This is a genomic window from Achromobacter sp. 10T422, assembly GCF_056394065.1.
Window position 1 is genome coordinate 26,066 of sequence record NZ_JBFTHD010000010.1, and the last position, 21,669, is coordinate 47,734.

20 protein-coding genes are annotated in these 21,669 nt (G+C 61.2%); 8 read left to right on the top strand and 12 right to left on the bottom strand.

The window, feature by feature from the left end; translation table 11 throughout:
* Nucleotides 1–14: 14 nt before the first annotated feature.
* Both AC1DB0_RS25295 and AC1DB0_RS25300 read right to left on the bottom strand, forming a co-directional pair.
* Complete coding sequence (locus tag AC1DB0_RS25295; RefSeq protein ID WP_476758201.1) at nt 15–1,046, bottom strand: DUF1254 domain-containing protein; 1,032 nt, start codon at nt 1,044–1,046, stop codon at nt 15–17.
* 158 nt (nt 1,047–1,204) lie between these two features.
* Nucleotides 1,205–2,134, bottom strand: coding sequence for a helix-turn-helix transcriptional regulator (locus AC1DB0_RS25300; RefSeq protein ID WP_254600394.1), 930 nt, complete (start codon nt 2,132–2,134; stop codon nt 1,205–1,207).
* 43 nt (nt 2,135–2,177) lie between these two features.
* On the opposite strand from AC1DB0_RS25300, the gene AC1DB0_RS25305 reads away from it, so the two are divergent.
* Nucleotides 2,178–2,489, top strand: a complete 312-nt coding sequence (locus AC1DB0_RS25305) for a hypothetical protein (protein WP_476758202.1) — start codon at nt 2,178–2,180, stop codon at nt 2,487–2,489.
* Nucleotides 2,490–2,491: 2 nt separating this feature from the next.
* A complete protein-coding gene (locus tag AC1DB0_RS25310) occupies nt 2,492–3,226 on the top strand; it encodes an SDR family oxidoreductase (RefSeq protein WP_476758203.1) in 735 nt (244 codons plus the stop codon).
* Here AC1DB0_RS25310 and AC1DB0_RS25315 read toward each other — a convergent pair.
* The 4 genes from AC1DB0_RS25315 to AC1DB0_RS25330 form a co-directional block, all read right to left on the bottom strand.
* Complete coding sequence (locus AC1DB0_RS25315; protein ID WP_476758204.1) at nt 3,161–4,114, bottom strand: LysR family transcriptional regulator; 954 nt, start codon at nt 4,112–4,114, stop codon at nt 3,161–3,163. The genes AC1DB0_RS25310 and AC1DB0_RS25315 overlap by 66 nt on opposite strands.
* A 31-nt stretch (nt 4,115–4,145) precedes the next feature.
* A complete protein-coding gene (locus tag AC1DB0_RS25320) occupies nt 4,146–4,817 on the bottom strand; it encodes a lysozyme inhibitor LprI family protein (protein WP_342065714.1) in 672 nt (223 codons plus the stop codon).
* A gap of 128 nt (nt 4,818–4,945) precedes the next feature.
* Nucleotides 4,946–5,728 carry an SDR family NAD(P)-dependent oxidoreductase gene (locus AC1DB0_RS25325; RefSeq protein WP_420865353.1) on the bottom strand — a complete coding sequence of 261 codons (783 nt, stop codon included), beginning with the start codon at nt 5,726–5,728 and terminating at the stop codon, nt 4,946–4,948.
* 51 nt (nt 5,729–5,779) lie between these two features.
* Nucleotides 5,780–6,766, bottom strand: a complete 987-nt coding sequence (locus tag AC1DB0_RS25330) for a Bug family tripartite tricarboxylate transporter substrate binding protein (RefSeq protein WP_054428025.1) — start codon at nt 6,764–6,766, stop codon at nt 5,780–5,782.
* A 130-nt stretch (nt 6,767–6,896) separates the two neighbouring features.
* Between AC1DB0_RS25330 and AC1DB0_RS25335 the strand changes: the two genes are divergently transcribed.
* Entirely contained in the window at nt 6,897–7,160 is a 264-nt protein-coding gene (locus AC1DB0_RS25335; RefSeq protein ID WP_476758205.1) for a hypothetical protein, read from the top strand.
* Nucleotides 7,157–8,077: a tripartite tricarboxylate transporter substrate binding protein gene (locus tag AC1DB0_RS25340; protein ID WP_476758206.1), complete on the top strand. Its 921-nt coding sequence runs from the start codon at nt 7,157–7,159 to the stop codon at nt 8,075–8,077. The genes AC1DB0_RS25335 and AC1DB0_RS25340 overlap by 4 nt, the downstream gene beginning before the upstream one ends.
* 4 nt (nt 8,078–8,081) lie before the next feature.
* On the opposite strand, the gene AC1DB0_RS25345 is transcribed toward AC1DB0_RS25340, so the two are convergent.
* Nucleotides 8,082–9,008, bottom strand: coding sequence for an alpha/beta hydrolase (locus tag AC1DB0_RS25345; RefSeq protein ID WP_082387322.1), 927 nt, complete (start codon nt 9,006–9,008; stop codon nt 8,082–8,084).
* A gap of 116 nt (nt 9,009–9,124) precedes the next feature.
* Nucleotides 9,125–10,744, bottom strand: coding sequence for a methyl-accepting chemotaxis protein (locus AC1DB0_RS25350; RefSeq protein ID WP_476758207.1), 1,620 nt, complete (start codon nt 10,742–10,744; stop codon nt 9,125–9,127).
* A 262-nt stretch (nt 10,745–11,006) separates the two neighbouring features.
* On the opposite strand from AC1DB0_RS25350, the gene AC1DB0_RS25355 reads away from it, so the two are divergent.
* Entirely contained in the window at nt 11,007–11,297 is a 291-nt protein-coding gene (locus AC1DB0_RS25355; RefSeq protein ID WP_054428022.1) for a hypothetical protein, read from the top strand.
* Nucleotides 11,298–11,497: 200 nt separating this feature from the next.
* Here AC1DB0_RS25355 and AC1DB0_RS25360 read toward each other — a convergent pair whose 3' ends face one another.
* The 3 genes from AC1DB0_RS25360 to AC1DB0_RS25370 all read right to left on the bottom strand — a co-directional run bounded on the left by AC1DB0_RS25360 (nt 11,498) and on the right by AC1DB0_RS25370 (nt 16,113).
* A complete protein-coding gene (locus AC1DB0_RS25360; protein ID WP_476758208.1) occupies nt 11,498–13,159 on the bottom strand; it encodes an arylsulfatase in 1,662 nt (553 codons plus the stop codon).
* Nucleotides 13,160–13,486: 327 nt separating this feature from the next.
* Nucleotides 13,487–14,557, bottom strand: coding sequence for an NAD(P)/FAD-dependent oxidoreductase (locus tag AC1DB0_RS25365; protein ID WP_476758209.1), 1,071 nt, complete (start codon nt 14,555–14,557; stop codon nt 13,487–13,489).
* A gap of 101 nt (nt 14,558–14,658) precedes the next feature.
* Entirely contained in the window at nt 14,659–16,113 is a 1,455-nt protein-coding gene (locus AC1DB0_RS25370) for an efflux transporter outer membrane subunit (protein ID WP_476758210.1), read from the bottom strand.
* 97 nt (nt 16,114–16,210) lie between these two features.
* Between AC1DB0_RS25370 and AC1DB0_RS25375 the strand changes: the two genes are divergently transcribed.
* The 3 genes from AC1DB0_RS25375 (at nt 16,211) to AC1DB0_RS25385 (ending at nt 21,099) form a co-directional block, all read left to right on the top strand.
* The gene (locus AC1DB0_RS25375) at nt 16,211–16,828 is read left to right on the top strand and encodes a TetR/AcrR family transcriptional regulator (protein WP_447981548.1); all 618 of its coding nucleotides are present in this window, start codon (nt 16,211–16,213) and stop codon (nt 16,826–16,828) included.
* Nucleotides 16,829–16,909: 81 nt separating this feature from the next.
* Entirely contained in the window at nt 16,910–18,019 is a 1,110-nt protein-coding gene (locus AC1DB0_RS25380; protein WP_175168519.1) for an efflux RND transporter periplasmic adaptor subunit, read from the top strand.
* Nucleotides 18,016–21,099, top strand: a complete 3,084-nt coding sequence (locus AC1DB0_RS25385; RefSeq protein WP_476758211.1) for an efflux RND transporter permease subunit — start codon at nt 18,016–18,018, stop codon at nt 21,097–21,099. Before AC1DB0_RS25380 ends, AC1DB0_RS25385 begins: the two co-directional genes overlap by 4 nt.
* Here the strand turns inward: AC1DB0_RS25385 and AC1DB0_RS25390 are convergent.
* Nucleotides 21,083–21,475 carry a PRC-barrel domain-containing protein gene (locus AC1DB0_RS25390; RefSeq protein WP_054428017.1) on the bottom strand — a complete coding sequence of 131 codons (393 nt, stop codon included), beginning with the start codon at nt 21,473–21,475 and terminating at the stop codon, nt 21,083–21,085. The two genes, AC1DB0_RS25385 and AC1DB0_RS25390, sit on opposite strands and share 17 nt — an antisense overlap.
* Nucleotides 21,476–21,669 lie beyond the last annotated feature (194 nt).

A 21,669-nucleotide genomic window follows, 5' to 3' on the forward strand; every position in this document is an offset into this window, starting at 1 on the left:
ACGATAACCGACGGCTACGGCTGGGCCTGCGGCTGCGGAAAGCGCCATTGACCATTCAGGATGCTGGCGTCCGGCTGATACAGCCTGACCGTATAGTTCCAACCCGGCGTGATGGGCAGGCAATTGGCGATTTTGCCATCGCAGCCGCCGAACTGAATGGTAATGGAACCGTCCTGGCTCTTCTTGGCGGTCAGGTTATTGATCGAATAGGCGTCGTACGCATTCTTCTGGAAGTAGCCGTCTGCGTTGTAGACGCTGACCGACCAGAAGCTCTTGACCGGCACTTGGCCCACGTGCAGCCGATACACGGTCTTGCCATCATTCTGGGGAATCGCGCCGCTAAGGTAGGTGGCGTCTTTGCTGGGATTGCCGCCCCAGCCCGTGGCGGTGCCGAGCAAATGCTGAATCGGGTCCACCGCGTCTTTCGTGCCAAACGCCAGGTTGTAGTCGGGAAGCGTCGAACCCAGAACGAGCAGGGCGTCGCGCATTTTTTTCTGGCTGGCCTGATCCCATTTCGGCACCACGAATTCCCCGGGCTTGGCCTGGGTGACCTTCATGGCGTCTTGCAGCTGGTGAACCTGCTTCAGGTCTTTGGGATCGGTGGGATCGACAAGCGTGCGGATCGCCACAAACACATAGCGCGTGCCGATGTCCTGTTTGGTCAGCGTATGGCTGCCGGCGCCGTAATACACGGCGGGCACATAGTGGTTCTCGTCAACGACCTGCATCGACATGAATCGCTGGCCGGCCTGCGGCAGCTCGACCGTGACAGGCCCGGCATCCAGATCAAATACGGCCGACGAGTACAAGGTGTCACGGTTCATGCGGATGACGTTCTGCGCGTCAATGGGCACCGGTTCGCGGCTATGAACAAACTTGCCCAGGCCACCGTCGGCCACCATCTTGCCCATGTAGAGATCGGATTCGGCACGGACGAAATTATTGACGCCCACGGGCACTGCCGCATCGGGGGCGGGCTGGGCGTGTACGTTTGCAAAGGTGGCCAGCGTCAGGGTGGCGATGCTGGACGCGGATAGATAACGCATGTGAATCCTTGTTGAGGTAAGTCTGTTCCATTGCACGGCGGCTGGCGTCTCGTGTGCGTAGCGCGGCACGTTGCGCCGGCAGGACACGGCGTCGGATGCGCCGGACTCTACTGGACGGCGGCGTGGCTGGCTTGCCTTTCGATGCCAAAACCAACGGGCTACGCGGCCGCGGCGCGAAATTGTGTTGGGGTATTCCCCGTCCAGCGCTTGAACGCGCGCGTGAAGTGGGCGGGGTCGCTGTAGCCGACCATGTAGGCGATTTCGGTGGCCGAATATCTGCGCAGGGCAATCAACCGCAGCGCCTCGCTGCGACGCGTCTCGTCGCGCAATGCCTCGAAGTCGACGCCGGTGGATTTCAGGCGCCGCTGTAGCGTCCGGGCAGACGTGCCGATCTCTTTGGCCACCGATCCGAGCTTGATTTCAACCTGGTCCGACATGCGGTCGACAAGCAGGCTTGCGGTAGCGATCGTCGATTGCAACGCCTGCGTGATCGTTCGTGCGTCGTCCGTCAAATGCTTCAGCGGGCGCTCCAGCAGGTCCCGGTCGAACTCGATCATGTCGTATTCGGCGCCGGTTTCGATGTTCGGGCCCAGGGCGGCTTCAAGCGCGTCATCGCCCCGGGTTCGTGCCGTCTTTAAATGCACGCGTATCGCGGACGGTTCACCCGCCATGAGCGGCACCTTGCGCAGCACGGCCAGGCTTCCATAGATGAATTGGCGGGGATCGGCCTCTAGCTGCCCGGTAAATTGGTGAATCAGCCGGGTCTTGCGGCCTTCGGTGACGATGTGGACGTGTCCGCCTTGATGCAGCATTTCTGAGTTGGCCGCAGCCCGGGCGCATGCCTGCGCCACATTTTCCGAGCGCAGCACCAGATGCCCCCATGCGCCCAATGAAGGCAGCGCCATCAAGCGGCCCACGTGGGCCCCCGCGAACGGGTCCTGCGAAATAGCCGCCATCTCGTTGGCAATGCGAAAGCACATCGCGCGGGGAAACCAGGTATCGGGCGTCTGGAAAATGTTCGGCGACACGCCCACGCGCTGGAAGAACTCAAGCGGGGAAACGCCCCGGCTCGCCAGGTAGGGAGCCATGTGCAAAAAGCTTCGAAGCTTGATCAAGGGGGCGGGATTCTGCATGGCATTCAGCGATACCGGCAGTCAACTCGCGGGCCGATTCACCCCCAGAAACCTGCGCTGCCCGATGTCGTTTGTGATTGAAATCGTTGCCGAATTTACACCGCGGCCCGAGGAAGGATGCGCAAGAATCGGCGGGCTGAGACAGATCGGCATGAATAATGAGACATTTTTCGCTTTGGCCTCGTCGGTGGCGTTGGGGCCAAGGCGCGCCGCATCGGAAACACCGATATCCCCATCAGACATTCCTGGTGGCACCCAGCAGGGCGTCGCGCCACCATCGCTCATTCCAAACACCTATTCAAGGGAATGAGCATGGGCAACAGTCTTGCAGGACAACGCGTTGTGGTCGTGGGCGGTAGCTCTGGCATGGGGCTGGCGGTCAGCGCGCAGCTGCTGCGGCGGCATTGCGACGTGCTGATCGTGGGCCGGTCGCGCGACAAGCTTGACGCGGCGCGCGAGCAGTTAGGTGCGTTTGGTGACCCGCACCTGCATCAAGTGGATGTGACGAGCGAGGTGCAAGTGCAGCGTTTTTTTGAAGCAGCCGGCCCGGTGGACCATGTGGTGTGCACCGCAGCCGACATACGCGGGGCGTACGAGTTGCTGCCGGAATTGTCCTTGGACGCGCTGGACCGCGCCATCCGCTCGAAGGTCGTCGCGCCGATCTTGCTGGCCAAACATGGGGCCGCGCGTATGGCCGCGCACGGCTCCATGACGTTGACGTCCGGTATCGCCGCCTACCGGCCCCGGCCGAAGGGCGTTGCCGTGGCGGCGATCAATGCCGCGCTGGAAGGGGTGGTGCGGGCCATGGCCATCGAGCTTGCGCCGTTGCGGGTCAACGCCGTATCGCCGGGGTGGGTACGCACGCCAATCTGGAATGACGTGGCCGGCGCTGACAGTGAAACGCTCTTGGCATCGATGGCCGAACGGCTTCCGGTGGGCAGAGTCGGCACCGGCGACGATATCGCCGACGCCATCGTCTTCTTACTTGGCAACGGCTATACGACCGGCACCGTGCTGCACGTGGATGGCGGGCATCGGCTGGTCTGAGCGTGTTGCCGCCAGCCGGAGCATGTCAATAAACGCGGCTACATGACGCGTGGGCGTTTGCTGCACGGTAAGCAGGCAGATGGGAAGGCCGTCTCCGCTTGTCAGCAGCGGCCGCCACGCGACGCGCGCCGCCGTCGCGGCGGGCTCCATGGCCATCTGCGGCAAGATCGACACCCCAAGGCCCGCTGCCACCATCTGCATCAAGGCGGGCACGCTGTCTGCAACGCCGCGAATGTTGGGCCTGACGGGCGCTTCCTGCAACAGGGCCTCCAGGTATTCGCGATACCGGCAGCCTTCCATCGTGACAATCAGTGGAAACGCCGCAAGCGATTCTGGGCTGATTTCATCTGCCTGGCTGAGGGGATGGCCCGGGGGCAGCACGACCACCGGCAGGTCTCGCGCGATGACTTCCACGCGCAGCTTGGCGTCGTTCGCCGGCCAGCCGTGTACCAGCCCCAGATCGGCCGTTCCATCGAGCACGGCCTGGGCCGTCGCCATGGAGTTTCGTTCCTGCACGGCGACCTGCGTGTCGGGATACTTGCCCGCAAAATGCAGCAGTTGCGGCACCAGCACGCTGGTGCACAAGGTCTGCGGTGCGGCGACTCTTATCGCGCCGGGGGTGTCGCCTACGGCGTCGCGCACCTCGCGCAAGGCATCATCGGCCAGGGCAAGCAGCTCGCGCGCGCGAATGGCCAATTGCTGTCCGGCCGGGGTGAGTTGCAGGCGGTTGTTCTGGCGGTTGAACAGCGTCTGGCCGACGCTTTCTTCCAGCGCCCGAATCTGCTCCGTCACGCTGGGTTGCGACAGGTGTACCCGTTTGGCGGCCTGGGTGAAGCTCAACGTTTCCACTGCCGCGATGAAGATCTTCAGTTGCCGTAGTTGAAACATGTGAAACCCCCACAGACCGATGGTGATGGGATCAGTGCACCGCGAACCAGTCGCGCGCCAGGCTGCCGTTCATGCCGCAGAAGGGCGGGCCGAAACCGTCTTCTTCGACACCAGCGGGCGGCGTTACGGTGGTCACCAGCACGGCGCCACGACGCTTCAGCGACAGGACCCAGGGTGGGCCGTCTTGATAGGTGACTTTGAGGGTGTCGCCGGAAGCCACCGCGTTGCCGCTCAGGTCGCAGACCCAGCGGCCGGTGTAGGGCCGCGACGAGTTGGCCTCCACAAACAGCTTGCCATCGGCGGCTTGCGTGATCTTGATTTCACCTTCGATGTTTTTCCACGACCCGACAAAGCCGGCTGGCGGCTGCGGATTGATCGACTTTAGAAAATCCAGCCGATGCCGCATGCTTGTGCTGATCTCTTTGAACGGCGTGCTTCCGGTGTAGGGTTCGGCATAGATGTCGTCACGCACGCCCAGGTAATAACGCTGGTCAGCCGTTAGCGATTTGGCCGCCTCGGCGTCAAGCTTGCCCCGCACTGCCTTGTATTGCTGCGCCATGGCCGCGTCTTGGTCGCCCAGGACCAAATTGCCGCATAGGGATTTTTCGACCGGAGTCGTCGCCTTGGCGCAGTTGAAGGAGGGGGCAGCCGCAGCGCTGCCTGCCACGGCCAGCGATGCAGCAAAGACCAGACGACGAATCATGGTGGGTAGCTCTCAGGATGATGTGCGCGTTCAGCCAGCCCGTCCGCGCCGAGATAATCGCGCAGTTTACCGGCCTGATCTGCATTCATCCAGAGCAGGGTTTGGATTGGAATCAGCCCTTACCCGTTTTACGCGTCGTATAGATTGCTGAGCGACGCTTTGAGAAAGCCGCCGTCCACCACGATGTCTTGCCCGTTAACGTATAGAGACGCGTCGCTGGCAAGAAAGGCTACCGCTTGCGCGATGTCTGCGGGAAGGCCGATACGCCGTGCGGGGATGCGTGAAACGCGCTTTTGCAGCACGGATTCATCGCGGTAGTGCCGTTCGGATAGCGGCGTGCGGATCATCCCGGGGCTGATGGCGTTGGCGCGGATGCCGCGCGGGCCCCATTCGACGGCCATTTGGCGAGTCAGGGCCTGTAACGCCGCCTTGGTCGTGCCGTAGGCGCCGAGCCGGGTTGGCGACTGGGCCGATATCGACGCCACGTTGATGATGCTGCCCGCCTGTTGATCCCGCATCAAGGGAAACACGGCTTGCGCGCACAGCAGGGCGCCGCGCAGATTGACGCGGAAGATGCGGTCCCACAACTCGATCGAGAATTCCTCCAGGCCGACCGGCGCCGCGCTGATGGCCGCATTGTTGACAAGCACGTCGCACCGGCCGAAGCGCGCGCGAACCTGCCTGGCCATGTCGGCAACCGAGTCGGGGTTGGAGATATCGCAGCGCACATTCAGCACGCCATCCGTGTCGGCAGGGGTGTCGGGCGCATTGATATCCACCTGCGCCACGGCCGCGCCCATCGTGCGCAACTGCTGGCATATGGCCAGCCCGATGCCGCCGGTGGCGCCCGTGACCACGGCCACGCGGCCCTGCAAAGCGTGGTGAGAAAAAGGGAGAGCAGAGGAGGGCATGTCCATACGTTTTACCTGATGAAAAGAGGGGGCAACGGAGTGTGCGCAGGCCTACTTGTTCTTCAGGTCAGCCACGTTTGCCAGCCCTTGCCAGATGACGGCGTCGCGCTTGATGGAAGACGCGAACTCTTGCGCTGACAGGTTTGCAGGCACGATCATGTTCTGGCCTTCGATTTTTTCGCGGACGTCTGGGGCGTGCTGCGCGCGGTAGATCTCGGCGTTGAGCCGGTCGATGATCTCGGGCGGCGTTCCCGCCGGGGCAAACACGCCATACCAGCCGTCCGCTTCAAAGGTGTAGCCTTGCTCGGCCAGGGTCGGCACGTCCATCGTGGCGGGCCAGCGCCGCGAACCCGTCTGCCCCAGCGCAACCAGCTTGCCGCTGCGCATGAACGGAATCGGCGAAGCAATATCCATGAAGCCGACGCTGATGGTGTTGGCGATCAGGTCGGTGCTTTCAGTGACCAATTGCTTGTAGGGAATATGGGGCATGTCCAGACCGTAATGGGCCTTGATGCCTTCCATGGCCAGGTTGCCGGATGAGCCGGTGCCCCACGACCCGTAGGCGAGCTTGCCGGGGTTGGCCTTGGCATAGGCGACCATGTCCGCCAGGTTCTTGAAGCCGGTGCTGGGGTTGGCGACCAGCAAAATCCCCGCCGCTCCGACTTGAGCGATGGGGAGCAAATCCTTTTCCGTGTCGTAGGGTATCGACGGGAGCACAACGGGGTTCAGCAGGATGGCGGACGAGGGCGCGAACAGCAGCGTGTAGCCATCGGCTGCGGCCTTGGCCACCGTGTCGCACGCGATCATGCCGTTGGCGCCCGGCTTCGATTCCACAACCACCGGTTGCTTCAGGGCCTTGGACAGGAACGGGGAGATCAGGCGGGCAAAAATGTCTCCGCCGGCGCCGGGCGATCCGGCGACGACAAGCCGAATAGGGCGCTCGGGCCAGTTGCTGGGGGCGGCAAAGGCGTTGACACCCAAGCCCATCAGCACGCCGCCAAGCAGCACGGCGCGCCGCGTCAGAAATGAGGGGTTCATTTCATTGTCTCCAGAATTTTTGAATTATTAGGAAGCTCTAAATTCTAGGTAGCGCGACCAGATTGCCTATAGCTGAAACCGCAGATCAGAACTGCACGAAGCGACAGAGTCATGGATACGGCCGTGGCTGATGGCGCGTGCCGTGTGCTGCATTTTTTGCAGGAGACTTCTTCAGGATGTGGGGGGAATTGGTGAGCGGGCGATCGATACACTTTCGGCGAGACAACTGAAAAAGAGCAAAACATGCCATTCGCCATTCGCCGCCGCGCGTGCTCTGGTCGTGCAGGATTCGGTGTTGCAGCATTCGGTCGCGCAGGATTCCGTCGTGCAGGATTCAGTCGCGCAGGATTCGGTGTTGCAGCATTCGGTATTGCCGCATTCGCCAGCGCATTGAGCGCACTGTTCCCGGTTGCCGCTGTCGCCGAAACGAACTATCCGTCCAAACCCATCCGGCTCGTCGTTCCGTATCCCCCAGGCGCCGCCACCGATGCAATTTCGCGCGCATTCGCCCAACAGTTGGGGTCGATCATGGGGCAGACCGTGGTGGTAGAGAACCGGCCCGGCGCCGGTTCGGCCATTGGCATTCAGGCTGTCAAAAGCCGGCCCGCCGACGGGTACACCTTGCTGGTCCATGCCGAAGGTTTCTACAGCGCCAAGTTCACAACGCCCGGCGCGGGCTACGAGTTCTCGGACTTTGAAATTCTTGCGCCGCTGGCCCAGAGCAGCTACGCCTTCATCGTGCCCGCCGACCGGGGCTGGAACCGGCTTGACGACCTGAAGGGCTTGAAGCGGGAATTGGATATCGGCACCGCCGATCTCGGCGTGGGCACCTATTCCACGCTGGCGGCAAGGCTGGCTTCCGGGCTGGGCGCGACGTATCGCGCCATTCCCTTCAAGGGCGGCGCGGAAGGGCTTACGGCAATTCTTGGCGGCCAGATTGATGGCTACTTCACCACGATTGGAACCACGCAGAGCGTCAAGGACAATCCGCATGTGAAAGTGCTGGCCTACACGGGCCGGCCGGGAAGCACCAGCCATCTGCCCGGCGTCAAAACGTTCGCCGAACTCGGGGTGCCCGACATGGTGTTTCACAGCAGCTACAGCGTGGCCGTGCGCACCGGCATCCCCGAGCCTGTGAGACAGCAGCTGGCGAATTTCGTCCGGCAGGCCGCAACGTCTGAAGCGATGGACAAGGCGCGGCGGGATCTTTATCTGGATGCCTACCGCGGCAGTCTGGAAGACTACAAGCAAGAGCTGATGCGCTTGGCCCATGATTTTGAAGCAAGCGCAAAAGAGCGGAAAAACGAATGACGGGTTAGCGCACCGGCAGCAGATACGTCAGACCTTGCATGAAGCCACGCGGCGCGACAGTGAGATGGTCTTCATTGTTCAGGACCTCTGACTTCAGCTTCAAGCTGGGATACCGCCGGGTCTGCAACGCCTTCTCAAGCGCCAGGTTGTCGGCGACCATATCTACGGTTTGGTTATAGCGCTTGTCCCCTTTGCGCAGCGCCTCATACTCGCCGACATACAGATAGATATTCGCCGCCAGGTCCTGATGCTGCTTGGCGTAGCGCGCCTCAAGCTTCAAGGCGTGCCGCTTGTCATACCAAAGAGACGGACTGCCAAGAATATAGCTGTTGAACAGGCCCGGCTCGGTGAAAAGGATTTGTGTGGCAAGCAGGGCGCCGTAGGAATGGCCGTAGAAAATGGCGTTGGCCGGATCGGTGCGATATCGCTCAGTGACGAAGGGCTTTACCTGATCGCGCAGATAGTCTTGATAGGCGCGCGCTTGGCCATGGACGGCATTGGCAGGCGCGGTACTTGGGCCGTTCGGGGTTGGCGTGTAGTCACGTTGACGGCTGACCCCGCCGTCCTCACCCTTTGCATAAGACAGGCCGACAAGAATGAACTCCTCAATCCGTGGCCCTTCAACGTTCAGGCGGCGCGCCAACTGCCGGATGATCGGGAACGCATAGTCGGCATCGGTCACATACAGCACCGGGTAGCGCCGTTGCGGCGATTTCGCATACGACGGCGGCAACGCCACAAACACCTGGTAGCCGCGCCCCGACACCGGGTCGGGCACATCCCATACTTCGCTATCGGCGATCTCGTAGGGCCGGCCTTCGCCCGGCTGCACCTTGGGGGGCGGCCGGGTTTGGGCTTGCGTTGGAGCGACGGGGAGACTGACGCTGGCGATCAGGGCAATCAGTAAGGCGTTCAGGAAACGTGGTCGCATGTGAAGGTGAKGGCGTCGCCGGCGAAGGGGAGAGATAATAATTATGGCATTCAGACTGCAATATCACCGTTGAATTGCAGTCTGAATGCACGCCTCAGCGCCATTGAGCCGGATGATCAGGTCAACATCAGCGCGCCTCGCTCGCGCGGCATGGTCGCATCATTGCGCCGTGTGGCGTCCTCGCTCAACCGGAAAACCCCAACCGCTTTCACCAATGCGTGGGCTTGATCCTGCATGGAGCCCGCCGCCGCGGCGGCCTCTTCAACCAGCGCGGCGTTTTGCTGGGTTACCTCGTCCATCTGCGAGACGGCGCGGTTAACCTGCTCGATACCGCTCGCCTGTTCTTGGGATGCCGCAGCGATCTCGCCCATGATGTCCGTCACACGCTTCACTGAAGCAACCACTTCCTGCATCGTGCTGCCTGCGTTTTCCGCGTGTTCCGCACCCTCGGCCACTTTGCCCACGGACGCTTCGATCAACACCTTGACCTCGCGAGCGGCCTGCGCACTGCGTTGCGCCAACGACCGCACCTCGCCCGCGACGACCGCAAAGCCCTTGCCCTGTTCGCCCGCCCTGGCCGCTTCAACGGCGGCGTTCAGCGCCAGGATGTTGGTTTGGAATGCAATCCCATCAATGACCGAAACAATCTCGGAAATCTTGCGCGAACTGGCAGAAATATCCCCCATCGTGCTCACCACTGCCGACACGACGGCGCCGCCCCGCTGGGCGATTTCGGAAGCGCTTGCCGCCAATTGATTGGCCTGACGCGCGTTGTCAGCATTTTGTTTGACCGTCGACGCCAGTTCTTCCATCGATGCTGCGGTTTCTTCCAGCGACGCGGCTTGCTCTTCCGTCCGGCTGGACAAGTCTGTGTTGCCGGCTGCGATTTGCCCCGAAGCGCTGGAAATGGTTTCGGACCCCGCGCGAATAATCCGAACAGCGCCGGCCAGCTTCTCCTGCATGTCATGCAGCGCGCGCATCAGCCGGCCGGTTTCATCCAGGGTGTTGGCGTGGATGGGCTGGCCCAGGTCGCCACGCGCCACGGTTTCCGCCACGGTGACGGCTTGAGCCAGCGGCACGGTAATCGACTTGCTTACCTTCCACGCAAAAAATCCACCCAGCACGACGGCCAGGCCCGACAGCATCAGATTCATGCGACCCGCGCCTTCGATGACCTGCTGGCTGGCGGCGCCAGCGTCCGCCATCTCGATAGATTGAATCCGGGAAATCTCGATAATGCGGTCTTGCAGGCTGTCCAGAATCGGCAGGGTTTCCTCCAGCAAGCGCTGGCGAGCGGCATCGCGCTCACCACCCTTGAGCAGTGCACCCACTCCCTGGAATGACTTCACATAGCGGCCGCGCACCTCTTCCAACAACCGCAACTTCTGGCGTTCATCGTCGGTATCGAACAACGGCCGCATCGTGGCAAGCGCCTGATCAATGACTTTCCGATTCGTGTCGATGCGGGCCAGCAACGGTTCGGCGGCGCGGGGGTCCGTGTTGACGATGAGTTCGAGATTCGTGCGCGCATTGGCGCGCGTCGTGACATCAATGGTGTTGATGGCATTCGCTTTGGCCCACGTCTCTTGCGTGATCGCCCGGTTGATGCCGCCGATGTGAGTCAGCTCGTACTGAGACAGGCCAGTCAGCGCCAGTAATAGCGCGAGTACGACGCCAAATCCCAGCGTCAGCCGGGTTCCGATGGATAGATTGCCAATAGTGAAGCGCGAGAGCATGAATTTGTATTACGTCTAAGGGAAAACCCGAGTATAAAATTCATGACACATTAAGCAACGAATTTGTAATGAAAGTTTGCGATTGCACAATAGGACGAAAGATAGCCTGGCTGCCTGAGCCTTCTCGAAATCCTGGAACGCTTGAAAGGGGTGAAATTTCCCAAGTCGTCGGGAGCCTGCGCCTGCGCATGGGTCAACATCCGTGGCGGCTGACCCTGAGCAACGTAAAATGTCGGGTCTTCAGCCTTTACATGCTTTCCTAATGAACCTTGACCGACTGCGTCGCGAATTTCCCGACTACGACATCACAACCCTGCCGACCATACCCGAAGGGTATGTCGACGCGTCGAGCTACATCGATGCGGCTCCTTCATTCGAGAACGCGGAGCGCGGTTTGAAAGTGTTTGTTGACTACGCCAACTATGCCGACCGCGAATCCGGCCGTAGCCAGCGCTTCTGCGTTTCGCGCTACGACGAGGAAGCTGGCGACTACGAGGACGTTGACCTGTCGACCAACGATTGGGACGAAGTCATTCGCTTCCTGAGCGCCTGAACGCTGGTGCGATAACGGATGCAATAGAAGTCACTGCACCGGCATAACCCCCCGCGCGTTACGCGCTTAGGTGCGTCGTGGGGAACCATGCCGTCGCCGGGGTCGAAGCGCTCGGCTCGGTTTGGCCGGGCTCGCCGATTGCGTGGCGGATCGGATGGCCTGCGGCCGCCCGATCCGGTCCACGCAATGCAAACGCCGCGTTAGTTCCCCGACGGCATTGGCAGATTGAACCCTTCTTTGGCCAGACCGTCCCGTATGTGCTGGAAGCGCTCGTACTGCGAGAGGGTGATCGGCCCGTCATAGACCTCGCTTTGCGCCTTGCGCGGGGGGTACTTCACATACGTCTTCATCAGGTCGGCGGCGGCCGCGTTCATCGAGACGATTGTCCATGTGCGTTCCGTGACATTGCTCATGAAGATGTCGTAGCGCTCTTGGGGGTCCGCCCACAAGTCAAATACCTGCGGAACGGCCGCGACATATGACTCAGCTCCTTTCCAGCCCAGGTTGGTGTCAACGGCCAGGCCTCCCGTTTTCACGCCGTCGTCGCCTCGAAGATTGAATACCGCCTTGTAGTTGCCAACGCGAATGGCGCCCGGAGACAACTCGTTTTCCGTGAAATAGAACCACGACTTCCGTTCAGATTTGCCCGTGCCGAACAGCACCGGCGACATGTCGTAGCTATCGAACACAATAGGCTTTTCCGCCCGATCGTTAACGGGCAGTTTGATGCCCGCCATCGACGCGAAGGTTGCCATCAAGTCAAGGCCGCCCAAGATGCTGTGGTCCGTCGACGCGGGCGCGATCTTGCCCGGCATCCAGGCGATGGCGGGAACGCGATTGCCACCTTCGCGAACGGTGCCCTTGGTACCGCGGAAGGGGGTGTAGCCCGCATCGGGGTAGACGTCCTGCCACGCGCCGTTGTCGGTGGTGTAGAAGACCAATGTGTTCTTGTCCAGGCCCAACTCTCGAACTTTGTCCATGATCCGCCCGATCCGCGCATCCAGCTCTACGACCGAATCTGCATACTTGCTCTTGGACATCGACTTACCCTTGTAGTCGGGGTCCGGCATATTGGGCTGGTGGACCTTCATGAAATTGATGTTCATGAAGAACGGCTGCTCGGATTTAGCGTTGCGGTCCAGATACTCGAGCGAGGCCTTTTCAACGTAGCGGTCGAAGAAGGGGATACCAACCACGCCTTCCTTGCCGTTCACGACGGGCGTATCGACGTACTGGCCATTGATCTTGAATTCTTCGCGCGCCGTTTCACCGGCGTTGCCCGACAGGGCGCCGCGTGTCACCTTCTGGAACATCGCGCGGAGTTCAGGGTCCATATCCGGGAACCAAGTTGGATCCGCATAGGTATAGGCATTGAGATGGTATAAGCCGGCGTATTTCATCTCGTCGTAGCCTTGGGCGTTTGGCAACGAGTAGTCCGCTTCGCCCAGGTGCCATTTTCCGCTGAAGAAGGTCTTGTAGCCGCCCGTCTTCAGCACTGACGCCAATGTCCATTCCTCCTTAGGCAAGCCTCCGCCTTGTCCTTGGAACGCGACCGTCGTCATGCCGCTGCGATTTGGGATGCGGCCGGTTTGCATGGCAGCGCGCCCTGGCGTGCAACTGGGCTGCGCATAGAACGAGAAGAAGGTCATCCCCTCTTTGGCAAGCCGGTCGATATTAGGAGTTGGCATTCCGCGTCCTACACCGCCACCGTAGGGGCCGAGGTCACCGTAGCCCGTGTCGTCCGATACGATCAGAATGATGTTTGGTTTGCGCGGTTCCTGCGCTATCGAGGGTGTAGAGAAAACCGCTGTGGCTATAAAAAGCGCAGCAGCACCCGAAGAAAATGCTCGTTTGGTCGTCATCTTCAACTCTCCGCTGAAAGATAATTTGATCGACCGCACGAAGCTTCAAACCGCGCGGCGCACATGGCATACGGGTTTACTTTGGCATACGTACTGGAGTTCAAAGGCAGGCACTATCGCGCCCTTGAGTCGGACTTATTTTCACCTTCTCTAAAGCGCTGTCAATCGGGATATGCCGCTGGAATGCGGATCGTGCGAGCCATTTGATCCGTCCGCACCGGCGTGATCGCACTACACCTCGAACCCACGCCGTGCCATGTGACGCGATGCCCGACGTCACGAAGTGCTGGCATGGGACCCGACGCGTTTGGACGAACGCCTGCGTCCCTACGCTTGGAAGAATCGATGGGGACGGCAGGGTTCAAGGGCGCGTGATTGCTTGCCTTCCAGGATTTCCTCGCTGGCAAGACGGCCCACGATTGCCGCCAGCGTAACGCCGGGGTGCATGGCGCAAACGTATACGCCGGCGATTTTGGGTAAAAAACCAATGATAGGGACGCCATCGGCAGGTATGGGTCTGTACCCCACGCAGGCCACTTCCGGAGCAAGTTCAGCAACGCCATGGAGTTCGTTCTGAATCGCCTTGGCCGTTCGTCGCGCGATCGCTGCGGGCTGGTTTTCCACGGTGTCGTCCACGTAATCTTCCGCCGCCAGCAACGCGCCGTCTGAACTTTGCCTGACTTCCATTTCCGAGTTGGAGATCAAGGTTTGGACAAGGTTGCCGGGTGACTGATAGCGAATGAAAATCGCAGGAGACGCTTCTATCGGAAGCGGCACTTCAAGCATCTCGGTCAGCTTCGTGATGCCTGTCCCGGCTGCTAGTACGACAATATCGGCCTCGATGATGCCGTTGGAGGTGTTCACTCCCGTCACCGCATCCTGGTGTGCAAAGCCGAGTACGCGTGTGTGAGTCAGAACCTTGGCCCCATGCGCCTGGGCGCCTGCGATCAACGCATGCGTGGCTTGCACCGCGTCCAGCGCCCCTTCGTCGGCAGCGTACGAAGCAGATTCCGGAGGATGCTTGAGGTTCGGCTCCAGGTCGATAATCTGCGACCGGGAAACCCCATTTTTCGAAGCCGGGTTACCCGATTCCGGCAACGCTTCTGTGGAGCTCGCGCGGTAGGACAAAGCCCCTGTCCATCGGACTTTCAGGCCAGGCAGCTGCGTTTCAAGGTGACGGTATTCGGCAATGGCAGCACCGCGCAATGGCGCGATGGGGTCGGCTTCGCCATGTGTGGCGTTGATCCATGCGAACGAGGTTCCGGTTACGCCTGAGGCGACACCGTCCGCCTCAACCACGGTGACCTTCGCGCCTTTACGAGCCAGGTGATACGCCAGTGACGCGCCCACGATGCCAGCACCGATGACGACGACGCGTTTGTCCAGATCGTTTCCCACTGCAACCTCTGTTCTATGAATCAGGGGTGGATGGTACACAGCGGGGATGTTTTATGACATGAGCACCAGACGGTTCGATGACGCTGTTGAGCGACGACTCGTTAAAGTGGCCGCGCGTCGGAAGAGGGCTCCCAACCACCGCCCAGCGCTTTGAATGCGGCGATTGCCGCGCGCGCCGCGCCTGTCTGCGCCTGAACGCGATTATCGGAGGCGCGAAGCAAGCTGTCGTCGGCTTGAAGGACTTCAATAAGGCTCACCACGCCTTTCTCGTACGCCGCAAACGAAGCCGTGCGCGCTCGCGTCAGAGAATCCACCCCACGGGCAAGCACGCTGGCTTGGTCCTCGCGTTTGACCAGCGCCGACAGGGCGTTTTCCACGTCCTCGGTCGCATGCAGTACGGCGACCCGATAGGCAGCCAGCATTTCCGCTTCTTGCCCCTTGGCCAATTCGATCTGTGCGTTGATGCGTCCGAAGTCGAAAAGACGCCAGCGCAAGCCCATGACGCCGGCAGATTGGCTGGCGCCACTGGTGAACACGTTGCCGCCCGAAAGGGACGTCGCGCTGCCGATCAATCCACTGAGAGAAAACTTGGGGTAGTACTCGGCAATGGCGATACCGATACGAGCATTCGACGCGGCCAGCCTGCGTTCAGCCACGATCAGGTCAGGCCGGCGTCTTAGCAAATCTCCGGGCGAACCCATGGCGCCGATTTGCGGGGGCGTGGGAATGCCTGGTGCGGATGCCAACTCCGTGCGATGGGTGCCGGGTACCGCTCCAAGTATTACGTCGAGCGCGTTCATGGCCGCGTTCAACCCGTCTTCAAGCACCGGCAGGGATGCCTGAACTTGAGCTAAAGCGCCCTCGGCTTGCTGAACTTGAAGCTCCGCCGCCAAGCCCTTGCCGTAAAGCAGCTTGATCGTTGAAAGCAATTTTTCCTGCGTTTGCACCTGGCGACGGGCCACGTCAATGCGAGTTTGCAGCCCGCGGATGCTGATGTAGATGTCAGCGGTCTGGGCGGCGACGGCCAACCGTGTTGCGGTGGCGGCGGCTTCCGAGGCCTGGTATTCGGCCAGCGCCGCTTCTTGTCCACGGCGCAGCCCGCCGAACACATCGATCTCCCAGCTTGCATTGAGATTCGCCTCATAGGCATTGCCGTAGCGGTCAAAATCCGGCGTCGAGTTCAATACTTGCCCGAGAGGCGTGTCAACTGACTGGTAGGTTCTGGCAGCCTGGCCACTGACGCCGCCCGAGGGCAGAAGGGCGGCGTTGGCCGCGCCGAGCCCCGCGCGCGCCTGTCTGACGCGGGCCGCCGCTTGCGCCAAGTCCAGGTTCTGATCCAACGCCAGCTCGACATAGTGCGCCAGCTGGGGATCGCCGAACGCCGTCCACCAAGTGGCAACGTCGGCCCTGGCGTCGGCGTGCCGCTGGTCCACCGCAGGCTGACCGAGGTACGCGGCAGGCAGGGACGTGTCTGGCCGGACGTAGTCGGGGCCGACAGCACAACCCGCCAAGGTGATGGCGGTGGTCAGAATGGCGAGCGAACGAGTAGGAAGCATGGACTTCTTCTGAGGCAGAAGGAACGAAAGAGAGGTGACTATAATACTAAACAGTCACTCGTTGTCGACTTTTTAGCAGGGGGGTAAGCTTCATCCCATGAACAAGACCACCTCTTATCCCGTTTCCGCCCGCGGCCCGGCGGACCATGATGTGCGCGATCAGATCGTGACGGCGGCCACTGAGCATTTCAGTCTGTACGGGTATGAAAAAACGACCGTATCCGACCTTGCCAAGGCCATTGGCATTTCCAAGGCCTACATCTATAAGTTCTTCGTTTCCAAGCAAGCCATTGGCGAGATGATTTGCGCCAACTGCTTGCGCGAAATTGAGGCAGAGGTCAGGGCGGCAGTGGAAGAAGCCGACCGGCCCCCCGAGAAGCTTCGCCGCATGTTTAAGGCCATTGTGGAGGCGAGCCTGCGGCTGTTTTTCCGGGATCGCAAGCTCTACGAGATTGCAGCGTCCGCAGCCACCGAGAACTGGCAGTCGGCCGTCGCCTATGAAGGCCGCATCCGGAAGCTGCTTCAAGACATCTTGCAGGAAGGGCGCCAGTCTGGGGATTTCGAGCGCAAAACGCCGCTGGACGAAACGTCGACGGCGATCTTCCTGGTCATGCGGCCGTACCTCAATCCGCTGATCTTGCAGCACAGCTTCGACTACACCGATGAAGCGCCTGCTCAACTGTCCAGCCTGATCCTTCGTAGCCTGTCCCCGTAAGAAAATTGTATTGTGACCGTTGACTAAAATAGTCACTAGAACCAAAATGGGAGCCCTGTTCATTTCGTCGATGGGACTCCCATGCTCCGGCGCCTTTCTATTTCCACCGCCATCTGCTCGTTGCCGCTTGTGCTGGCCGCGTGCGGTGACACCTCTCAAACCGATCCGCGCACGGAAGCGCCGTTAGTACGGGTAGCCGTCGTTCAAGGGGCGGGGGCTGTGGAGCGCTCGTTCACGGGGGCCGTGGCGGCCCGGGTGCAAAGTGATTTGGGGTTTCGTGTTTCGGGCAAGGTGCTCGAACGGCTGGTCGACACGGGTCAAACCGTCAAAAGGGGTCAGCCGCTGATGCGCATCGACCCTGTCGACTTGAAACTGGCCGCGCAAGCGCAGCAAGAAGCCGTGACGGCGGCGCGGGCGCGCGCGCAGCAAACCGCACAGGACGAACTTCGTTATCGCGATCTGCGGGGAACGGGCGCCATATCGGCCTCTGCCTACGACCAGATCAAAGCCGCGTCCGATTCCGCCAGCGCTCAGCTCAAAGTGGCGCAGGCGCAGGCAGAAGTCGCCCGCAACGCGATGCGGTACACGGAGCTGTTGGCCGATGCGGACGGCGTCATCATCGACACGCTGGCTGAACCTGGCCAGGTGGTCAGTACCGGGCAGGTGGTGGTTCGTTTGGCGCATGCAGGCAGCCGCGAAGCCATTGTCCAGTTGCCGGAAACCCTGCGCCCCGAAGTGGGCTCCACCGGCCAAGCGACGCTTTTTGGCAAGGAGGGGGTGACGGCGCCGACGACGCTTCGGCAACTTTCTGACGCCGCAGACCGCCTGACCCGCACGTTCGAAGCCCGATATGTGCTTGAAGGGGCACTTGCCAATGCCCCGTTGGGAACGACCGTCACGATCCAGATCTCGAATGGCGCTTCCTCGGCGCTTAGCGCGGTGCAGGTGCCCATGGGTTCCTTGTTCGATGCGGGCGCCAGCCCGGGGGTGTGGGTCATCAAAGGCGAGCCAGCCAAAGTCACCTGGCAGCCGGTCACGGTTCAACGGCTGGAGGACGATAGCGCCCGGGTGACCGGGGAGCTCAAGCCGGGAGACAAGATCGTCGCGCTTGGCGCCCATCTGTTGCGCGAAGGCGAATTGGTGCGGGTCGGGGGCCAGGCCACTGCCGCCGCCGCGGGAGCGCGTCCGTGAGCGAAGGCCGTTTCAACTTATCCGCGCTCGCCGTACGTGAACGCTCTGTCACCCTGTTTCTGATTTGCCTGATATCGCTGGCGGGGCTCATTTCTTTCTTCAAGCTGGGCCGTGCCGAAGACCCTGCGTTTACGGTCAAGGTGATGACCATCGTCACGGCCTGGCCGGGCGCCACCGCGCAAGAAATGCAGGATCAAGTCGCCGAGAAGATCGAAAAGCGCATGCAGGAATTGCGCTGGTATGAGCGCACCGAAACCTATACCCGACCTGGGCTGGCGTTCACGACGCTAACCCTGCTTGACAGCACGCCGCCATCGGAAGTGCAGGAGCAGTTCTATCAGGCCCGCAAGAAGGTAGGGGACGAGGCCGCCAGCCTACCCCCTGGCGTGATCGGCCCCATGGTCAACGATGAATATGCCGACGTCACGTTTGCGCTGTTTGCGCTCAAGGCCAAGGGCGAGCCGCAACGCATGTTGGTACGCGAGGCCGAGACGATGCGCCAGCGGCTGCTGCACGTGGCCGGTGTGAAGAAAGTCAACATCATTGGCGAGCAGGCCGAACGCATCTATGTCGAGTTCTCGCATGAGCGGCTGGCCACGCTGGGCCTCAGTCCGCAAGATGTGTTTGCTGCGCTCAATAGCCAGAATGCCTTGACGCCCGCGGGCTCGGTGGAAACCAAAGGCCCGCAGATATTCATTCGGCTTGATGGCGCCTTCGACGAGCTGCAGAAGATCCGCGATACGCCGGTGATGGCCAATGGCCGCACGCTGAAACTGTCGGATATCGCTAACGTCGAACGCGGATATGAAGACCCGTCGACGTTCATGATTCGCAACGGCGGTGAACCCGCTTTGCTGTTGGGCATTGTCATGCGCGACGGTTGGAACGGATTGGATCTGGGCAAGGCGCTTGACCGTGAGGTAGGCGCCATCAATGCCGAAATGCCGTTGGGAATGAGCCTCTCGAAGGTGACAGACCAAGCCGTGAACATCAGTTCGGCGGTCGACGAATTCATGATCAAGTTCTTCGCCGCGCTGCTCGTGGTGATGCTGGTGTGCTTTGTCAGCATGGGGTGGCGCGTGGGGATCGTCGTTGCGGCCGCCGTGCCGCTGACGCTGGCGGCCGTCTTCATTGTGATGGCGGCAACGGGCAAGAATTTTGACCGCATTACGTTGGGCTCACTGATCCTGGCGCTAGGGTTGCTCGTGGACGACGCCATCATCGCCATTGAAATGATGGTCGTGAAAATGGAAGAGGGCTTCAGCCGTCTGGCGGCCTCGGCCTATGCGTGGAGCCATACCGCGGCGCCCATGCTGTCTGGCACGCTGGTCACCGCCGTGGGCTTCATGCCCAATGGCTTTGCGCCGTCTACCGCCGGGGAATACACCAGCAATATGTTCTGGATCGTCGGCATTGCGCTGATCGCATCCTGGGTGGTCGCGGTGGTGTTCACGCCGTACTTGGGGGTCAAGCTGCTGCCCGAGATGAAAAAAGTGCAGGGCGGTCACGATGCGCTCTACAACACGCCGCGATACAACCGCTTTCGTCGGGTGCTTGCGCGCGTCATCGCCCGCAAGTGGCTGGTCGCCGGGGCGGTGGTTGGCCTTTTCGTTTTATCGGTGCTTGGCATGGGCGTGGTGAAGAAGCAGTTCTTCCCGATTTCTGACCGCCCCGAAGTGCTGGTCGAAGTGCAGATGCCCTATGGCACATCCATCGCTCAGACCAGTGCCGCGACCGCCAAGGTGGAAGCGTGGCTGGCCCAACAGGAAGAATCGAAAATCGTCACCGCCTACGTCGGCCAGGGGGCGCCGCGTTTCTATCTGGCCATGGGGCCGGAGCTGCCGGATCCCTCGTTCGCCAAGATCGTGATCCGTACAGATAGCCAAGACGCGCGGGACGCATTGAAGATGCGCTTGCGCCAGGCCATAGCGGGGGGGCTCGCATCCGAGGCCCGAGTGCGTGTCACTCAACTCGTATTCGGTCCATATTCGCCATTCCCGGTGGCCTATCGGGTTACCGGTCCTGACGTCAATACGCTGCGTGGCATTGCGGCTGACGTGCAGCAGGTGTTGGCGGCCAGCCCGATGATGCGTACCGTTAACGCTGATTGGGGCACGCGCACCCCAACCATGCACTTCACCTTGCAGCAAGATCGTTTGCAGGCGTTGGGCCTGACGTCCAGCGCGGTGGCGCAGCAGCTGCAATTCTTGCTAAGCGGGGTGACGGTCACCGCGGTTCGTGAAGACATCCGCTCGGTGCAGGTGGTGGCTCGCGCTGCCGGCGGCATCCGGCTTGACCCGGCCAAGATTGCGGACTTCACCTTGGCGGGCGCCAATGGGCAGCGCATCCCGCTGTCGCAAGTGGGCGTGGTGGATGTGCGCATGGAAGAACCGATCATGCGCCGCCGCGATCGCACGCCTACGATTACCGTGCGCGGCGATATTGCCGATGGCCTGCAACCGCCGGATGTGTCCGCCGCCATCACCCAGCAGCTACAGCCCATCGTGGACAAACTGCCAAGCGGCTACCGCATTGATCAGGCCGGGTCGATTGAAGAGTCAGGCAAAGCGACCAAAGCCATGCTGCCGCTATTTCCCATCATGCTTGCGATCACCCTGATCATCATCATCTTTCAGGTGCGGTCGATCTCGGCAATGGTCATGGTGTTTCTGACCAGCCCGCTTGGTTTGATTGGCGTGGTGCCAACGTTGATTCTCTTTCAGCAGCCCTTCGGCATCAACGCGCTGGTCGGCTTGGTGGCACTGTCAGGCATTCTGATGCGCAACACCTTGATCCTGATTGGGCAGATCCACCATAACGAGCAAGAGGGCCTGGACCCGTTCCATGCGGTCGTCGAAGCGACGGTGCAGCGAGCGCGCCCGGTTGTCTTGACGGCGCTGGCGGCCATTCTGGCGTTTATTCCGCTGACCCATTCCGTCTTCTGGGGAACGCTGGCTTACACGCTGATTGGCGGCACGCTGGCGGGAACCGTTCTGACATTGGTATTCCTGCCAGCCATGTACTCCATCTGGTTCAAGATCAAACGCCAGCCGCCCACAGCCCCTATTTCATGTACTTGAACTCGGGCAGCGCCTTCAGCGTGTCCTTGGTTGCCTCCGGCAGCACCAACTGATCGTCGGCAACCTGCATTTGTGCCAAGGGCACCGTGACCAGGTGATTACCCACGCCGAGTATGCCGCCGACCGACAGGACGGCGTACGGCACCCAATCCGGAGGCCCCAGGATCAGGTCGTCGACGGTGCCGATCTTTTCCTTCTTGCTGTTGTAGACGGTGGAGCCGCTCATCTTCGATGCGCGGTATCCCGCGTCCACCTTCGCAACATCCACGCGGACTTCGGTTACCGACTGCGGCGCGCCCTGCGCCAACGCGGCCGGCACGTTTGAAAAGACGCCAAGCAGGACGGCCAAGCCTAACAATGCAGTTTTTTCGCTCATCGCGGATCTCCTTTGGAATGTTGCCTTCGGCACGTTGTATTGCGCGCGGCAGTCGTCTTCCGTGTAACGGAAGGACGATGACTGCAGAGTGGGCCAGAGGGGGTTCCCCCGCGGGGGCCGTGGCTGTGGCTCTGCTCAGCAAGCCTTATGCCTAAGGGCAGCGCATTCCGCTCGTAAGTGCGGCGTGGCGGCCA

Coding starts and splice junctions, on each gene's coding strand:
- AC1DB0_RS25380 (WP_175168519.1), top strand. CDS start 16,910: ATGCTCCGGCGCCTTTCTATTTCCACCGCCATCTGCTCGTTGCCGCTT.
- AC1DB0_RS25345 (WP_082387322.1), bottom strand. CDS start 9,008: ATGCGACCACGTTTCCTGAACGCCTTACTGATTGCCCTGATCGCCAGC.
- AC1DB0_RS25310 (WP_476758203.1), top strand. CDS start 2,492: ATGGGCAACAGTCTTGCAGGACAACGCGTTGTGGTCGTGGGCGGTAGC.
- AC1DB0_RS25325 (WP_420865353.1), bottom strand. CDS start 5,728: ATGCCCTCCTCTGCTCTCCCTTTTTCTCACCACGCTTTGCAGGGCCGC.
- AC1DB0_RS25305 (WP_476758202.1), top strand. CDS start 2,178: ATGGCATTCAGCGATACCGGCAGTCAACTCGCGGGCCGATTCACCCCC.
- AC1DB0_RS25300 (WP_254600394.1), bottom strand. CDS start 2,134: ATGGCTCCCTACCTGGCGAGCCGGGGCGTTTCCCCGCTTGAGTTCTTC.
- AC1DB0_RS25315 (WP_476758204.1), bottom strand. CDS start 4,114: ATGTTTCAACTACGGCAACTGAAGATCTTCATCGCGGCAGTGGAAACG.
- AC1DB0_RS25360 (WP_476758208.1), bottom strand. CDS start 13,159: ATGACGACCAAACGAGCATTTTCTTCGGGTGCTGCTGCGCTTTTTATA.
- AC1DB0_RS25375 (WP_447981548.1), top strand. CDS start 16,211: ATGAACAAGACCACCTCTTATCCCGTTTCCGCCCGCGGCCCGGCGGAC.
- AC1DB0_RS25355 (WP_054428022.1), top strand. CDS start 11,007: ATGAACCTTGACCGACTGCGTCGCGAATTTCCCGACTACGACATCACA.
- AC1DB0_RS25320 (WP_342065714.1), bottom strand. CDS start 4,817: ATGATTCGTCGTCTGGTCTTTGCTGCATCGCTGGCCGTGGCAGGCAGC.
- AC1DB0_RS25390 (WP_054428017.1), bottom strand. CDS start 21,475: ATGAGCGAAAAAACTGCATTGTTAGGCTTGGCCGTCCTGCTTGGCGTC.
- AC1DB0_RS25295 (WP_476758201.1), bottom strand. CDS start 1,046: ATGCGTTATCTATCCGCGTCCAGCATCGCCACCCTGACGCTGGCCACC.
- AC1DB0_RS25330 (WP_054428025.1), bottom strand. CDS start 6,766: ATGAACCCCTCATTTCTGACGCGGCGCGCCGTGCTGCTTGGCGGCGTG.
- AC1DB0_RS25350 (WP_476758207.1), bottom strand. CDS start 10,744: ATGCTCTCGCGCTTCACTATTGGCAATCTATCCATCGGAACCCGGCTG.
- AC1DB0_RS25370 (WP_476758210.1), bottom strand. CDS start 16,113: ATGCTTCCTACTCGTTCGCTCGCCATTCTGACCACCGCCATCACCTTG.
- AC1DB0_RS25335 (WP_476758205.1), top strand. CDS start 6,897: ATGGCGCGTGCCGTGTGCTGCATTTTTTGCAGGAGACTTCTTCAGGAT.